This is a genomic window from Actinomadura sp. NPDC023710, from assembly GCF_040639875.1.
Classification (GTDB): domain Bacteria; phylum Actinomycetota; class Actinomycetes; order Streptosporangiales; family Streptosporangiaceae; genus Spirillospora; species Spirillospora citrea.
The window spans coordinates 136038-150463 of record NZ_JBFAGB010000025.1; the positions used below are offsets into that span (position 1 = coordinate 136038).

Annotated in this window: 16 protein-coding genes; 10 read left to right on the forward strand and 6 right to left on the reverse strand. The window is 71.6% G+C overall.

The window, feature by feature from the left end; genetic code table 11:
• Positions 1–224 precede the first annotated feature (224 nt).
• The 3 genes from blaOXA to AB0H37_RS27385 all read left to right on the forward strand — a co-directional run bounded on the left by blaOXA (position 225) and on the right by AB0H37_RS27385 (position 2834).
• Entirely contained in the window at positions 225–1112 is an 888-nt protein-coding gene (blaOXA, locus tag AB0H37_RS27375; protein WP_360616159.1) for a class D beta-lactamase, read from the forward strand.
• Between the two features lie 125 nt (positions 1113–1237).
• Positions 1238–2299, forward strand: a complete 1062-nt coding sequence (locus AB0H37_RS27380; RefSeq protein ID WP_329095975.1) for a 3-oxoacyl-[acyl-carrier-protein] synthase III C-terminal domain-containing protein — start codon at positions 1238–1240, stop codon at positions 2297–2299.
• Between the two features lie 4 nt (positions 2300–2303).
• Positions 2304–2834, forward strand: coding sequence for an isoprenylcysteine carboxylmethyltransferase family protein (locus AB0H37_RS27385; RefSeq protein ID WP_360616161.1), 531 nt, complete (start codon positions 2304–2306; stop codon positions 2832–2834).
• Positions 2835–2843: 9 nt separating this feature from the next.
• Here AB0H37_RS27385 and AB0H37_RS27390 read toward each other — a convergent pair whose 3' ends face one another.
• The gene (locus AB0H37_RS27390) at positions 2844–4052 is read right to left on the reverse strand and encodes a PAS domain-containing sensor histidine kinase (RefSeq protein ID WP_360616163.1); all 1209 of its coding nucleotides are present in this window, start codon (positions 4050–4052) and stop codon (positions 2844–2846) included.
• A gap of 240 nt (positions 4053–4292) precedes the next feature.
• Between AB0H37_RS27390 and AB0H37_RS27395 the strand changes: the two genes are divergently transcribed.
• Positions 4293–4589: a hypothetical protein gene (locus AB0H37_RS27395; protein ID WP_329095969.1), complete on the forward strand. Its 297-nt coding sequence runs from the start codon at positions 4293–4295 to the stop codon at positions 4587–4589.
• Positions 4590–4637: 48 nt separating this feature from the next.
• Here the strand turns inward: AB0H37_RS27395 and AB0H37_RS27400 are convergent, their stop codons facing one another.
• Together AB0H37_RS27400 and AB0H37_RS27405 are read right to left on the reverse strand one after the other, a co-directional pair.
• Positions 4638–6371: a SpoIIE family protein phosphatase gene (locus AB0H37_RS27400; RefSeq protein ID WP_360616166.1), complete on the reverse strand. Its 1734-nt coding sequence runs from the start codon at positions 6369–6371 to the stop codon at positions 4638–4640.
• Between the two features lie 463 nt (positions 6372–6834).
• The gene (locus AB0H37_RS27405; RefSeq protein WP_360616168.1) at positions 6835–6990 is read right to left on the reverse strand and encodes a hypothetical protein; all 156 of its coding nucleotides are present in this window, start codon (positions 6988–6990) and stop codon (positions 6835–6837) included.
• A gap of 390 nt (positions 6991–7380) precedes the next feature.
• Here AB0H37_RS27405 and AB0H37_RS27410 point away from each other — a divergent pair, with 390 nt between their 5' ends.
• From AB0H37_RS27410 to AB0H37_RS27420, 3 genes are all read left to right on the forward strand, one after another.
• Positions 7381–7722, forward strand: a complete 342-nt coding sequence (locus tag AB0H37_RS27410; protein WP_360616170.1) for a hypothetical protein — start codon at positions 7381–7383, stop codon at positions 7720–7722.
• 430 nt (positions 7723–8152) lie between these two features.
• A complete protein-coding gene (locus AB0H37_RS27415; protein WP_360616172.1) occupies positions 8153–8740 on the forward strand; it encodes a DUF5994 family protein in 588 nt (195 codons plus the stop codon).
• A 55-nt stretch (positions 8741–8795) separates the two neighbouring features.
• Entirely contained in the window at positions 8796–9242 is a 447-nt protein-coding gene (locus AB0H37_RS27420) for an STAS domain-containing protein (RefSeq protein WP_360616174.1), read from the forward strand.
• Here the strand turns inward: AB0H37_RS27420 and AB0H37_RS27425 are convergent.
• A complete protein-coding gene (locus AB0H37_RS27425) occupies positions 9226–10599 on the reverse strand; it encodes an MFS transporter (protein WP_360616176.1) in 1374 nt (457 codons plus the stop codon). The genes AB0H37_RS27420 and AB0H37_RS27425 overlap by 17 nt on opposite strands.
• A 148-nt stretch (positions 10600–10747) precedes the next feature.
• On the opposite strand from AB0H37_RS27425, the gene AB0H37_RS27430 reads away from it, so the two are divergent.
• Together AB0H37_RS27430 and AB0H37_RS27435 are read left to right on the forward strand one after the other, a co-directional pair.
• The gene (locus tag AB0H37_RS27430; protein WP_360616178.1) at positions 10748–11263 is read left to right on the forward strand and encodes a cupin domain-containing protein; all 516 of its coding nucleotides are present in this window, start codon (positions 10748–10750) and stop codon (positions 11261–11263) included.
• 51 nt (positions 11264–11314) lie between these two features.
• Positions 11315–12433, forward strand: a complete 1119-nt coding sequence (locus tag AB0H37_RS27435) for a helix-turn-helix transcriptional regulator (protein WP_360616180.1) — start codon at positions 11315–11317, stop codon at positions 12431–12433.
• Positions 12434–12481: 48 nt separating this feature from the next.
• Here AB0H37_RS27435 and AB0H37_RS27440 read toward each other — a convergent pair whose 3' ends face one another.
• Positions 12482–12955, reverse strand: a complete 474-nt coding sequence (locus AB0H37_RS27440; RefSeq protein WP_179832190.1) for an Rrf2 family transcriptional regulator — start codon at positions 12953–12955, stop codon at positions 12482–12484.
• A gap of 81 nt (positions 12956–13036) precedes the next feature.
• On the opposite strand from AB0H37_RS27440, the gene AB0H37_RS27445 reads away from it, so the two are divergent.
• Positions 13037–13780 carry an NAD(P)H-binding protein gene (locus tag AB0H37_RS27445; RefSeq protein WP_329095951.1) on the forward strand — a complete coding sequence of 248 codons (744 nt, stop codon included), beginning with the start codon at positions 13037–13039 and terminating at the stop codon, positions 13778–13780.
• A gap of 189 nt (positions 13781–13969) precedes the next feature.
• Here AB0H37_RS27445 and AB0H37_RS27450 read toward each other — a convergent pair.
• Positions 13970–14426 (reverse strand): DUF5990 family protein (locus AB0H37_RS27450; RefSeq protein WP_360616183.1); only part of this gene is annotated, 457 nt, incomplete at its 5' end.

The window sequence follows — 14426 nt, forward strand, 5'->3', positions numbered from 1 at the left end:
CGTTTTCAGGGCATCCGTTCCTTCCTATCCCATATGTCCCTCAGGATTCCCCCACGTCGCCCGGGCCCGCCGGCCGGCGGGAAGCGCTGCGGCGTTCGGTTTGGGCGCCACGTCGCCTGACCGCCTGGTCGCTTGGATGAGCTGCGACGATATGTATTTCACTATGATTCATTGATCGATATCCATATTGGACAGAGGCCGTCATGTGGTGATCAAGTGACCGCATGACCAAGCCTTCCTCCCGAACTGTGCGCGTCCGGCTGGGTGCCACCACGCTCGCCGCGCTCACCCTCTTCGGCACCGCCGCGTGCGGCGCCGCCCATGACTCCGCCCCGCGCGGCGCCGCCGTCGTGGCCGCCGCCGATCAGATCCGGCCCGGCATCACCGAGCGTGACGATCTGCGGGCCGTCTTCGACGCGGCGGGCGTGCGCGGCTCGTTCGCGATGCTGGACGTGAAGACCCGGAGCACGACCGTGGTGGACCGGCGGCGTGCCGAGACCCCGATGGTGCCCGCTTCCACCTTCAAGGTCCCGCACGCGCTGGTCGCCCTGGAGACCGGGGTGGTCAAGAGCCCCGACGAGGTGATCCCCTGGGACGGGACGCCGCAGCCGTTCCCCGAGTGGGAGCAGGACATGACGATGCGGGAGGCCGTCCGCATCTCCAACGCCGCGGCGTTCCAGGTGATCGCCCGCCGCATCGGTCTGCAGCGCGAACGGCAGTGGCTGCACCGGCTCGGCTACGGCAACCGCCAGACGGGTCCGGTGGTGGACCGGTTCTGGCTGGACGGCCCGCTGAAGATCTCGGCGGTGGAGCAGACCCGGTTCATGGAGCGGCTGGCGTTCGAGCGCCTGCCCGCCTCGCGTGAGCACCAGCGCACCGTCCGGGATCTGATCAAGCAGGAGGAGAAGGACGGGTACACGCTGTACGCCAAGTCGGGTTGGCAGAACGCCCCCGGCCCCGGCACCGGCTGGTGGGCCGGTTGGGTCGAGCGCGGCGGACGTGTGTACACCTTCGCGCTGAACATCGACGTCGCCAAGGACGGCGACGCCGCCAAGCGCGCCACGGTCTCCCGTGAGTTGCTGCAGCGGCTGAACGTGCTGCCCGCTGCGTGAGCATCTCCCCCGGACCACGGTGACCGTCGCACGGTCACCGTGGTCCTCGCCGCCGCACCGATCCTCGCCCGCTGGTACAAGCCGCGCTGGTGGGGAAGGAGCCGGGAGGGGACTTAGGGGGAGATGTGCGCGTAGGAGCCGTTCAGACCGTCCTGCCGGAACATCACTACGACCAGCGTGAGATCACCGAGGCGGTCGTCGGGGCGACCGGGGCCGATCGGCGGGTGGTGGAGCGTTTCCATTCCGCCACCCGGGTGATGGGCCGGTACCTGGCCATGCCGATCGACAAGTACGCGAATCTCGACGGTTTCACCACGGCGAACGGCGCCTATGTCGATACCGCGCTGTCCCTCGGGGAGCGGGCCGTCCGGGGCGCGATGGAGGCGTCCGGGGTCGACGCGTCGCAGGTCGACCATCTGGTCTTCTGCTCCTCGACCGGAGTCGCCACTCCCTCGCTGGACGCGTCCCTGGCCCAGCGCCTGGGCCTGCGGGACGACGTCAAGCGGGTACCGATCTTCGGGCTGGGCTGCGCGGCCGGCGCCGCGGGCCTGTCGCGGCTGTACGACTATCTGCGCGCGTGGCCCGACCAGGTGGCGGTCCTGGTCTGCGTCGAGTTGTGCTCGCTGACGGCGCAGCGCGACGACGACTCGCTGGCCAACCTGGTGGCCAGCGGGCTGTTCGGGGACGGTGCCGCGGCGGCCGTGGCGGTCGGAGGCGACCGGAAGGCCGATACCGGGGGCCCGGTCCGCTGGGGGCCCCAGGTCGTCGCGACCCGCAGCAAGCTCTATCCCGGCACCCAGAGGCTCATGGGATGGGACGTCGGTGAGCACGGCTTCCGGATCGTCCTGGCCGCCGACCTGGTGGAGCACGTGGAGGCGACGCTGGCCGATGACGTCGCCGCCTTCCTGGGGGAGCACGGTCTGTCTCCCGGCGAGGTGTCCTCGTGGGTCTGCCACCCCGGAGGGCCCAAGGTGATCGACACGATCGCCGAGGCCTTCGCCCTCGGGCACGGTGAGCTCGACCTGACATGGGACTCCCTCCAAAGGCTCGGCAATCTGTCCTCGGTCTCGGTGCTCAACGTTCTGCAGGAGACGATCGAACGACGCCGCCCGCCGGAGGGCGAACCCGGGCTGCTGATGGCATTGGGCCCCGGGTTCTCCGCCGAGATGCTCCTGCTGCGCTGGTGAACTCGTGCTCGGGTTCACGCTGCTCATAGCGCTCGTCGGAGCCGAGCGGATCGCCGAGCTGATCGTGGCTCGCCGGCACCGGCGCTGGGCGAGGAGCAGGGGCGGTGTCGAGTACGGACGCGGACACTACCCGGGCATCGTCGCCGCCCATGTCGGCCTGCTCGGCGGCGCGCTGCTCGAGGCATGGCTGCTCGACCGCCCCTTCATCCCGGTCCTGGGCTGGTCGATGCTGAGCCTCGCCGTCCTGGCCCAGGGGCTGCGCTGGTGGTGCATCGCCGCACTCGGCCAGCGGTGGAACACCCGGGTGATCATCGTTCCGCACCTGCCGCTGGTGGACAAAGGCCCCTATCGCCGGCTGCGCCATCCCAACTACGTCGCGGTCGTCGCCGAGGGCGTCGCCCTGCCGCTGGTGCACACCTGCTGGCTCACCGCCCTGCTGTTCACCATCGTGAACCTGGGCCTCCTGAGAGCCCGCATCAGGACCGAGAACACCGCTCTCCAGCACGCGGCCGACACCACGCCCGCACCCTCGTGACGGTGCCCTTCAAGGAGAAGTGCAGGGCAGGCGGAGGATCATGCAGGTTCCGCCGGGGCGGTCGGCGATGTCGAGGTCGCCGTGGTGGGCGCGGGCGATCTGGCGGGCGATGGGCAGGCCGAGGCCGGTCCCTTCGGGATCGCTGCTGCGGGCGTCGGCGCGGCGGTAGAAGCGCTGGAAGACCGCTTCCCGCTCGTTCGCGGGTATGCCGGGGCCGTCGTCGGCGACCTCGATGAACGCCTGCTCGTCGCGTTGGAAGACCTTGACCTGGACCAGGCTGGCGGCGTGCCGGTCGGCGTTGGTCAGCAGGTTGGACAGCACCCGCGCCAGGCGGACCGCGGAGCCTTCGACCACGATCCCGGCGGTGATGTCGACGGCGGTGGCGCAGGCCAGGTCGGAGCGTGCGAGTTCGGCGGCCACCAGCGCGGACAGGTCGACCGGTTCGGTCGGGAAGGGGGCGTTGCCTTCGAGCCGGGCCAGTTCCAGCAGGTCGCTGACGATGTCGCCGAGCCGTTCGGCGTCCTGCAGTGCCGCGTGCAGGACCTGCCGCGAGTCGGCCTGGGGGTCGGTCAGGGCCACCTGCAGCCTGGTCTGCAGGCCGGTGAGCGGGCGGCGCAGGTCGTGGGAGGTGTCGGCCACCACCTGCTGTTGCCGGCGCAGGGCCGCGCGGGCGGCGGCGGTGGCCTGCCGCTCGCGCAGCCGTGCCCGGCGCAGCCGCCGGTTGGCCTCCTGGAGTTCCTGCGCGCGTAGGAAGAGCTGGGCGTCGGCCGCCTCCACCTGGTCGGCCGGGGACGACTCGTCGGCCGCACCGGCCGACCGCAGCTGCTGAATGTAGGCGGTGATTTCCTCGACCCGGTTGATCACGCAGGCGATTCGGCCGTCCGGTCCCAGCATGGGCGCGTTCACCGCGGCCCAGTACCGTTCCTCGTAGGTTCCCGGCTCCCCGGCCACCTGCACGTCGTAGCGCACCAGTGGCATCACGTCGACGTCGCCTTCGGCCAGCACGCGCTCCAGCGAGGCACGCAACTCCTGGACGCCCTGACCGGACGGGCCACCTGGAAAGACCTCGAAGATCCGATGCCCGAGAAGCTGTCCGCGCGGCCGTTCCACGGCACGCTCGTACGCCCGGTTCACCCCCAGATACACCAGGTCGGACGACAGCACCGCACACGCGGCGGGAACCGAGTCGAACGCCGCCGCGTAATCCACCCTGGTCACGTCGGATTCCTACCCCGGGCATGCCAAGAACTCCTCCATGCCACTCCCGCCATGCCACAAGACGTGCGATGATCGCGGCCGCGAGGCCGGAGCGTGCGCGGGCGGGTCCTGACGGCCGTCTCGGCGCGGTGGCGGATCGGGCTCCCATCCGGCGAGGGGCCCATGGCCTGCCGGCGACCGTGGGTAGGCATAGGTGGGAGATCGTTTCGCGGGCTCCTGGACTCATGGAAGGTGAGGCTCATGAGCGGTAATGCACCGGAGGTATGGATTTCAGCCGCCGAAGGCGACCTGATCCGTGCCGATGCGATCGTGATCCTGCGTCTGGACAAGACCGGCCGGTTGACCGTGCAGCTGCGCGACGAGGCGAAGGTCAGCGTGTCCCTCCTGGAGGGATCGGCGACCAGCGGCCGTCCGCCCGCGGACTTTCACCGCCGGCTGGTCCGGATGATCGCCGAGGTCGCGGACTCCGGTAGCGCGCAGCTGATCAGTGCCCGGTACGTCGAGGGCGGTTGGCGCTGGATCAGCGAGGCCCTATGAGGGCGTGCGCGCGCCCGAGCCCTCGGCCGGGTCGCCGGACCGGTGCCTTCATTCGGGGACACGGAGGGCGAGGAGGGCGACGTCGTCTTCGCCGCTGAGCTCCATACGCTCCAGGAGTTGGTCGCAGAGGTCGGACACGGGGAGCTCGGCCAGGTGGGCGCTGTGGCGGCGAAGGCCGGTGAGGCTGTCGGTCAGGTCCGTGCCGCGGGTCTCGACGAGGCCGTCGGTGTAGAGCAGCAGGGTGGACAGCGGCGGCAGTTCGCGGATGCCGTCGGGGCGGGCATCGGTGAGGCCGGGGTCGCCGAGCAGCATTCCGTGCTCTTCGAGGAAGGTCGTGGCGCCGTCATGGCTGATCAGGAGCGGCGGGGGATGGCCCGCGTTGCACCAGCGCAGGTACCAGGATCCGGCGGTGGTCCTTTCGACGCGGCCGAACACGGCGGTGGCGAGTTCGGCGTCGCTGACGGCGTCCATCACGGCGTCCAGGCGCTCCAGGACGGTGCTCGGGGGTACGTCGAGATCCCAGGCCAGGGCCCTGAGCATGTTGCGGACCTGTGCCATGCGGGACGCCGCGTGCAGGTCGTGGCCCATGATGTCGCCGATGACCAGCCCCGTGGCGCCGGTGGCGAGAGGAAAGGCGTCGTACCAGTCGCCGCCGACCCAGCTGGCCTGGGCGGCGGGGCGGTACCGGGCCTGGAGTTGCAGGTCGTCCCGTTGGGGCAGAGGGGTGAGCAGGCTGCGTTGCATGGCCTCGGCCGTGTTCCGTTGGGCGGTGAACAGCCGGGCGTTGGCCAGGGCCAGTCCCGTGCGGCGCGCGATGTCCTCCACGACGAGCCGGTCGTCAGGAGCGTAGCCGTGTCCGGGGCGAGAGTAGCCCAGGGTCAGCGCGCCGTAGGTCTCGCCCCGGGCCGCCAGCGGGGTGATGATCACGCTGTGGGCGTCCACGGTCTGGAAGAGTTCGTGCTGGGCGGCGGTCAGCGGCTCGTCGGAGTACGGCCGGGCGTCGTCGCCGCTGATGACCATGGTCATGCCCCCCTGCAGGACCCGCGCGAGCGGCCCGCGCGGGGCCCGGGGGAGCGGCGGCAGCGGCCCCTCCAGGCGAGCGATGTCGGCGGGGGAGATCTCGCGGTGGGTCGCGGCCACCCGCTCGACGCACCCGTCGAGCATGAGCAGGTCGACCTCCGCCCAGTCACCGAGCGCGGGCACCGTCAGCCGGACCAGCCGCCGCAGCACCTCGTCCTCGTTCAGGGTGGACGACAGCACCGTGGTGATCTCGGCGACCAGCGCCAGCCGGGAGTTGGCCCGCCGCGCCTGCGCCATCCGGTCGTGCTGTTCCCGCTCGATCCGGAGCCGTTCGGCAGCGTCCTGCAGCACGATGACCGCTCCGGCCACCGCCCCCGCCCCGTGCTCTTCGTCGGCCGCCTCATCGGCGTAGATCGGTGCGGATGACCAGGCCAGCATCACCGAGTGCCCGTCACGATGGGTGAACGAGTCGCCGTCGGCGTGGTAGGGGACACCGGTCCGCAGTGTCCGCAGGATGCGGCAGTCCCGCCGCGGAGGGGGCTCGCCCTCGACGACGCGGTGCAGGAACCGGTCCACCGGCCGGCCCAGCGCCTCCTCGGAGGCGTACCCCAGGAGATGCCGGGCCCAGGGGTTCCAGGCCGTGATCCTGCCGGACGCGCCGACCGCCACGATCGCCGAGTTCATCGCCTCGACCAGGCCCGCGTGGTCCGCGCCGACCCGGTCGTGCGGCTGCCCGCTCATCTGTTCCTCCTGGTCGGACATCAGGATCCCTGCCCCTCACCGCCACCGGGACACCTCGGCCACACAGGGGCATCTCGGCCCCACAGGGGCATCTCGGCCCCACCGGGGCATGGAGCGCTCTGCCGCCGGCCCGCTCCCCGAAAGGCGTCCCGGTACCGGTGCGCTGCGCGGGCGCCTCCGCGCGGCCGGTTCAGGAAACGATCAGAGAGACGACGGCGACGACCGCGCAGACGGCGGCCAGCGCGATGGCCATACCTGCGGCGAGGCCCCTCATCAACGCGAGGTATTCGTCTTTCATCGTCATTCGTCCCCCTCGGGGTTCGATGAACCTCTCGCCGGGGTCGCCGGTGTGTGGAGCGAGTCGCGGGGGATCACGTGCCCGCCCGCTCAGTGAACGGCCGGATCGGGGCCGTCCGGTACGACCGGCGTGGCCGGACACGGTGCGCTCTGGCGGCCATGCCTGGCGCGTCCAGAGTTCCGGTGGTCATGCCGCGGACACGGCCTGGGCCCCCGGAGCCGTCTGGACCACGAGCACGCGGTCCAGGCCCGTGAGGTGGAGGAGTTCGGTGAGTTGCCGGTTCGCGGCATCGAGGCGGACGATGATCCCGTACGGGCCCGGGAGGTCGGCGATGAGTGACACCGAATCGTTGGCACGGGGACCGGGGGGCGGATCTCACGGGGGACGAGGATCTCTGCGGCACATCGCCGGTCGGGGCCGCCGTCGGGAAACGCGTGCGAGTCGAACACTGTGCGGGCCATCTCGAAGGCCCCGTTCTCGGTCGTCGAGGACCGGGTCGTGATCGCCGAAGACGGCGCCGACATGGCGGCCCGCGCACGAAGTGCCCCCGGTGTCACCGAGACTACGCCACCGGGCCCGCCCCGGGGTGCTGCCGGCGATGACCTGCGCCGAGCGGGGATGAGTGGGCCCGTTCTCTCGGGGGTATGAGCCGGCCACACCTCCGGAATCATGGGCGCACACCCCGGGCGCCCTCTCCGGGCTGGCAAGACGATGCAAGGGACAGGGCACGCCGTGGGCGCGACGGATCAGATGATGCGGTTGCTCGGACTCACCGGTCCGCCCCCGCCCGACCCTGCATCCGGCGCACCGCCGACAGCCGCGCAGCATCGGGAATTGGCCGACGCCATGCGGAGCCTGCCCGGCCGTTTCCAGGATCGGCTGCCCGCCTCGACGTTGCGGCGCGTCACCGACTCGGCCGCCCGAGGGCGGTGGGAGAAGGCGATGGGCGAGCTGCTCATGGGCTTGTACATGAGGGATGCGCCGGTGAGCGCCGTCGAGCGCGACGAACTGGGCGACGCTCTGCACGTGCTCGGCGTACCGGCCCATCGCCTCGACAGGCTGCGCTCACGCTGACCAGCGGCGACCGTCGGAACCGGTGAGGCGATCGAGCGTGACGGGCCGCGGCGACTCTCCACACCGGGTTCGGCACCCGCGGACGAGCCGGAAATGCCATTGGCAATTCGCCGCCGTCAAACCCTAGAATGTAAAAGACGGGGGAAGATATATCGAAAACTTGGGTGGACATTACTCCAGGTTTTTACGGTGTCGAAGGCCGGCGGCTAGAGTGACGATATCCGTCAAAGACGACATCCCCATCCTTGAGGGTGATCCGACGGTGGCCGGCGATTTCGTCGCTGGTTTCGATGATCGGAACCGCTTCGCTCGCCGTGCTCTGCCGCATCGACCCGCATCCACGGGGACGCTGCAGGCCGGTCGGCCCGGACCGGACGGATCGAAGTCCGGCCCTGGGTGCGGCGCGGTCTCCAGGGAGAAGGGGAGACGCATGCTCACCACCACCGATCCAAGAACGATCTTCGGCCTTCCGCCGCCCTCGTCTCCCCGGCTGGCCCTGCGGTCATCCGCCCCGGCCGGGCGGCCCGGTTCAGGGCGGGGCAGCACCCTTCTGGACGGCGGCTGGTGGCCCCGCTCGGCCGACCCGGTCGCCGAACTGCCCGGATTGCTGCTGGCCCTGCAGGCCCACGGCCCACCCGACGACCACCGGCCGATCAGCCACGTCATGCTGCGAGAGGCCGACTGGGACGACCATCCCCGCCGACTGCTCGTCAACGGCCCCGACGACACCCGCGAGGTCCGGCTCAGCTGGTTCGACCACCTGCCCGCCGGGCTGCTCACCGCGATCTACGCCGACGGCCGCCGCATCGACCTGCTCACCGTCCCGGCCGCCACCGGCCACGCAGCGGCCCAGGCCGCCCTGGAAGCAGCCGCCGATCCCGCCGACCATCTGCCGGCCCCCGACCTGCTGGCCGCGTTGACCGTTCCAGCCGACCCGTGGGACGGGCCGGCGGCCGGGCGACCCCACACCCCCAGATCGCAGGACGCACGACTGCGTGAACCGTCAAGGTCGCGCTGACCCGGGACACGACCGACACGGCCCGGATCCCTTCATCCCGCGATCGGAGATCGCCATGATCGGCAAACCGCCCACCACCGTATCCACCTGGTACGCCAGCCACACCGGGTTCATCGCCGTCCGCCGCTCTCGAGCCGCCGCAAGGGCCACCGCGTCCCCGCGCGGACGTGCGGGCATCACCATCCTCGGCTTGCGGGGCGAGCTCGACATGGCATCCGCTCCCGCAGTCAGCGAACATCTGCTCGCCGCACTGCCTCGAAGCGCCCGGTTGCTGATCCTCGACATGGGCGAGGTGTCCTTCTGCGACGCGGCCGGGTTGACCGCGCTGATCGGCGTCCAGCGCCGTGCCGCCGGACTGGGCATCACCCTGTACCTGTCCGGCCTCCGCCCGCAGGTCGCCAAACTGCTGCGCATCACCGGCCTGGACCGCGGTCTCAACGTCCGGCCAGGCCACCTCGGGCTCGCGGGTCGGCGGAGCGATCGCACTACCGCGCGGCCGTGACCGGATGCTCCCGGTCTCCCGGGACGAGGGCCAGAAGGCCCGCGGTGAGCGGGAGCGCGGCCACGAGCGCGAGGGCGCCGGTCAGGGACATCGACCGGGACAGGGCCGCCGCGGCGGCCGAGCCGATCCCGCCGCCGGCGAAGAACGTGAGGTTGAGGAGGCCCATGGCGCCCCCGCGCAGGGCGGGTGCGATGTGCGCCGACAGGAGGCCGGTCGTGACCACCTGCGTGACGGCGAAGGCCGCGAAGCCGAGGGACGCTCCGGCCAGCAGCACCCAGGCACCGCCGCCGAAGGCCCCGGCCGAGATCAGCAGCAGTGCGGAGGAGAGCGCGGCCCCGGCCAGCAGCCGGTTGCCGCCCCGTCCCGGGGTGAGGCGCCCGGCCATCCGGGACAGCACGGCCCCGGCGACCGCGCCCGGCAGGAGTGCCGTACCGACCGAGAGGACGCTCCAGCCCTGCTGTTTCACCAGGACCTGCGGGATGACGTACATCACGGCGAACAGGCCGCTGTAGACGCCCACGCCGATGGCCGCCGCCAGGACGAAGGCGCGGTCGGCCACCAGGGACCGGAGCACGAAGCCCTCCGGCCGGGTCCGCACCCACCAGGCCAGGCAGGCGGCCGCGGGCAGGAAGGCCACTCCGGCCGATGCGACGGCCCCCGCCGGCAGCGACAGCGCGGGGGACTGCACGAACACCAGCAGCGTGGCCGCCGTCGCCGTGACCAGCCCGGCGCCGATGAGATCCATGCGGCTCCCCGATCCGGGACGGACGGCGAGACGCAGGCAGAGCGGTACTCCGGCCAGCGACAGGACCGGCAGCGCCAGGGTGAGCCGCCAGGTCAGCCACTGCGTCACCACCCCGCCGGCCAGCGTCGCGCTCGCCGAGAAGATCGCCATGGTCGCGCCGAAGGCGGCCAGGACGCCGGCGCGCCGCTCCGGGGCGCCGGCGGCGGCGAGCGCCAGGGCGCCGGAGGTCATCGCCCCCGAGCCCGCCGCCAGGACGAACCGTCCGGCGACCAGGACGCCGAGGTCCGGTGCCAGCAGGATCACCGCCGCGCCGAGCCCGAGGACCAGCGAACCGGACAGCAGCGTGGTCCGGACGCCCCGGGCGTCGGCCAGGCGTCCGAACACCGCCGTCCCCACGCCCAGGGCCAGTGCGTGCACGGTGAGGACCCAGGCGACACTCTCCGGTGCCGCGCCCAGCGAGGTGGCCACCTTCGGCAGCGCGACGCCTGCCGCGGTGACGCCGAACACCGCCGGGCCGAACAGGATGCCCAGCCGCAGCCCCTTCGAGCCCGCGCCGGGCTCGTTCCGAACCGGTAGGGGCTTGGACGCCCGTCGAGCGGATTCGGCTTGCATGATCAATCCTTCTGCGGTTCCCGTCAGTTGCTCGATCACCATCACCGCGGCGGCGCGCGGGGCCAATCCCTCAAGTGGGGGATGGAGAGCGCGGGGGCGCGGGCGGCACGATCAGAGGACCGTTCACGGGCACCACAGGGAGACCTCGATGACCAGCACGTCCCAGCCGACCGGAAGCGCGCTCCTCGTCCGGGGCGGCGAGGCGGAGCTCCTCGGTCTGCCCTCCGGCGGGGGGTTCGGGCTTCTGACCGACAGCGAGGAGACCGGTGCGGCCCTGAGTGCCAGCCGTCTCACCCTCGCCGACGGCGCGGACGGTGCGCAGCCGCACCGTCACCTGCTCTCGTCAGAGTTCTTCTACGTCCTCGACGGCGCGGCCGAGTTCCTTCTCGGAGACGAGATCCAGTCCCTCGGCAAGGGAGACTTCCTGGTGATCCCGCCGGGTCTTCCGCATGCCTTCGGAGCGGTGCGAGGCTCGGGCGCCGATCTGCTGGTGGGGATCACTCCGGGCGTCCAGCGGTTCGGTTACTTCCGGATGCTGCAGCGCGTCGCCGAAGGGCGGGACCGCCCCGAGAGCCTGATTCCGGTGCAGGAACGGTACGACGTCCACTTCCTGGACGGCGCGACCTGGCAGATCGCCCGCAGGGGCCGCCCGTCCGCGGAATAGGAGCGAGCGGAGCCGCGTCTTCCCTGAAGATGCCTCAGGAGGGCGGATCGCATGCACGACCTCACGGCGTCCCGCGTCCGGCGCGGCCGGGACGGCCTGATCTCCCGTGTCGACGGGGCACGGGACCCGCTGGACATGTTCGCGGAGGCGTCCACCCGGCTGCGCGCCCTCGTGCCGTTCGACGCCTCGGTGTGGCGGGCCACCGATCCGTTCACCGGGCTGATGACCGCGCCCGTCCGGGTCGAGAACCTCTCCGAGGGGGGTTCGGCGACCTACTGGGACAACGAACTGCTCGCCGAACGCATCAACCTGTTCAGCGACCTCGCCCGCGCCACCGTCCCCGCGGCGGCGCTCCGCGAGAGCACCGGGGACCTGCCCGAGCGAAGTCCCCTTTACCGTGGCTACCTGCGGCCCCGGGGGCTCGCCGACGAACTGCGCGCCGTCCTGCGGGTGGGCGGACGGCCGTGGGGCCACATCAGCCTGTTCCGCGAGGAGGGCCGCCCGTCCTTCACCGCATCCGAGATCGCGCTGGTGTCCAGCCTGTCGCTGCCGCTCGCCCGGCGACTGCGCTCCTTCGCCCGGCCTGCCGCCGGGCCGGACACGACGGCCCCCTCGGGCCTCGGTCTGCTGCTCTTCGACTCCGCCGGCGATCTGATCTCGGTCAACGCCGACGCGCGCAGACACCTGGACGACCTGCCGCCCGGCCCGTCGTCCCCCACGCCGTTCGGGGTCCGGTTGCCCGCCTGGATGCACGGCATGGCCGTCGGGGCACGTGCGACGGCGGAAGGCGGCACCGAGGTCCGGATCCGCGATCGCGCGGGCCGGTGGCTGGTCTGCCAGGCCTCGTGCCTGCGCGAGGCCGACGGCTCGTTCGGCCACACCGCGCTGGTCATCGAGTCCGCCACGTCCGCGCAGGTGTCGCTTCTCACCGCCGAGGCCTGCGGGCTCTCGGACCGGGAACTGGAGATCACCCTTGCGGTGGCCCGCGGGCTGACCAGCGGCGAGATCGCCCAGGCCCTCTTCATCTCCGTGCACACCGTGCGGGACCACATCAAGGCGATCTTCAAGAAGGTCGGCGTCTCCCGCCGCGGGGAGCTCATCGCCAGTCTGTTCGCCGACCACCACCGGCCGCCCGGCGGCGACGCCCTGCACCGCACCGTCGACTCCTGATCGCCCCGTCGGCGTCCGCCGTGAGGCCGGGCGGGCTGAAGGTCCGGGTCAGGTGATCTCCGCCAGGCGTGCTCGGGTGCGGGAGGGCGCCGACGGCGGGAGAGTGCCGAGGACGTCGGCCAGGGTGACGCCGGAGAGGCTGTCCCGCCATGCCCGGTGCGCGTCGGCCATCTTCGCGGCAAGGACACAGGTGCTCCGGCACTCGCCGGGTGGCAGTGCCCCCCGGCCCTGCTGGCGGATCTCGCGGCACTCATACGGTGCGGACGTGCCGTCGACGGCCTCGACGATCTGCAGGAGCGTGATCTCGGAGCCGGGTCGTGCGAGCCGGAATCCTCCACGCGGGCCCGCGGTCGCGGTGAGCACGCCGGCCTTGACGAGGGCCTTCAGCTGCTTGGCGAGATACGGGGCGGGCAGGTCGTAGTACAGCGCCAGCTGTGCCGTCGACGCGCTGACTCCCGGATCCAGCTGAGCCAGCGTGGTCGCGCAGTGCAGAACCCACTCGGTGCTTACAGGCAGCTTCACAGCCGGAGTTTATCGCAGATATCATGGATCTATTTAGTCCGTGATAGCTTCGGGTCGATCACCAGGACAAGGGAGACCACCATGCGGATCGCCGTAGCCGGCGCGACCGGGAACATCGGAACCCTCACCGTCGCCGCTCTCCAGCGGGACGGCCACGAAGTCGTGCGCATCAGCCGCTCGCTCGGCGTGGATCTGACCAGCGGCGAAGGGCTCGACGACACGTTGACCGGCGTCGAGGCGGTCATCGACGTCACCAACAGCACCGCGGCCGACCCGGCCGAGACGGTGGCCTACTTCGGTGCCGTCACGCGGAACCTGCTCGCCGCCGAGGAGCGGGCCGGTGTCGGCCACCACGTGCTGCTGTCGATCGCGGGGGTCGACCGCATCGAGGGCAACGCGCACTACGTCGGCAAACGAGAGCAGGAGCGCCTGGTGGCCGCCGGTCCGGTGCCATGGACGATCGTCCCGGCCACGCAGTTCCACGACTTCGCCGCGATGGTGACGAGCTGGACCGAGCAGGACGGCGTCGCCACGATCGCGCCGCTGCTGGTGCAGCCGGTCGCGCCCGCGGACGTGGCCGACGTGCTCGCCGAGATCGCGACAGGTCGGCCGCAGGGGCGTTACACCGATGTCGCCGGGCCCGACCCGCAGGACCTGGTCGACATGGCCCGGCGCACCAACCAGGCGCGTGGCCGCACGGTGAAGCTCGTGCCCACGTGGTCGACGATGTTCGGTCCGGAGACGGCCGGCAACGTGCTGCTGCCCGCCCCGGACGCCCGCATCACGCCGACCACCTTCGACCAGTGGCTCGCCGAACAGCGATAGTGAACCGCCCTGGCTCTGCCCAAAGCCTCCGCGCGCAGAGCCGGACCATCGCTCGGGCGAAGGCAGGCGACGAGCCGGCGTTCGCCGAGTTGGTCGAGCGCTGCCGACGAGAACTGCACGTGCACTGCTACCGGATGCTGGGCTCATCGACCAGGACTGGCGCGCGTCGGCGGCCGACCCTGTCGGACGTCAGCCGACCGGGCCGGCGGACCAGTCGACCAGAGGCGGCCGGACCGTGGAGCACAGCGGCCTGCCGTGGGGGTCGGTGAGCCGGAGCCGGGCGACGAGGCGCCCGTACCGCCGAGCGGCTTGGAGGGTGGCGGAGTCGACGGCGTCGAGCATCAGTTTCGCCCGACGGAACGTCGTGAAGGCGCCGCCGTCCACCACACCCCAGGTGAGGTGGATGAACCGGCTCCCCGGTGCGCCCTGGACCTGGGGGCCTTGGATATCGATCCCCATCCGGCCGGAGTCGGTAGTGGCGACCAAGGTCCATGCGGCCGTGGCCGCGTCGCCGGGGTACAGCTCCATTTCTTCGTCAGGGTGCCCGCGTCGCTGGATGCCGACATGGATGTTGCGGTACGGGGGCATGTCGGGGGTGGGCGCCCACTCCCGCCCGGGCAGGTCGGACGCCTCGACGCGGATCTGG

Excerpts from the sequence above, each read along its gene's own strand:
- AB0H37_RS27395 (WP_329095969.1), top strand. The coding sequence starts at position 4,293 with ATGAGCGGTAATGCACCGGAGGTATGGATTTCAGCCGCCGAAGGCGAC.
- AB0H37_RS27430 (WP_360616178.1), top strand. The coding sequence starts at position 10,748 with ATGACCAGCACGTCCCAGCCGACCGGAAGCGCGCTCCTCGTCCGGGGC.
- AB0H37_RS27435 (WP_360616180.1), top strand. The coding sequence starts at position 11,315 with ATGCACGACCTCACGGCGTCCCGCGTCCGGCGCGGCCGGGACGGCCTG.
- blaOXA (WP_360616159.1), top strand. The coding sequence starts at position 225 with ATGACCAAGCCTTCCTCCCGAACTGTGCGCGTCCGGCTGGGTGCCACC.
- AB0H37_RS27400 (WP_360616166.1), bottom strand. The coding sequence starts at position 6,371 with ATGTCCGACCAGGAGGAACAGATGAGCGGGCAGCCGCACGACCGGGTC.
- AB0H37_RS27425 (WP_360616176.1), bottom strand. The coding sequence starts at position 10,599 with ATGCAAGCCGAATCCGCTCGACGGGCGTCCAAGCCCCTACCGGTTCGG.
- AB0H37_RS27420 (WP_360616174.1), top strand. The coding sequence starts at position 8,796 with ATGATCGGCAAACCGCCCACCACCGTATCCACCTGGTACGCCAGCCAC.
- AB0H37_RS27415 (WP_360616172.1), top strand. The coding sequence starts at position 8,153 with ATGCTCACCACCACCGATCCAAGAACGATCTTCGGCCTTCCGCCGCCC.
- AB0H37_RS27445 (WP_329095951.1), top strand. The coding sequence starts at position 13,037 with ATGCGGATCGCCGTAGCCGGCGCGACCGGGAACATCGGAACCCTCACC.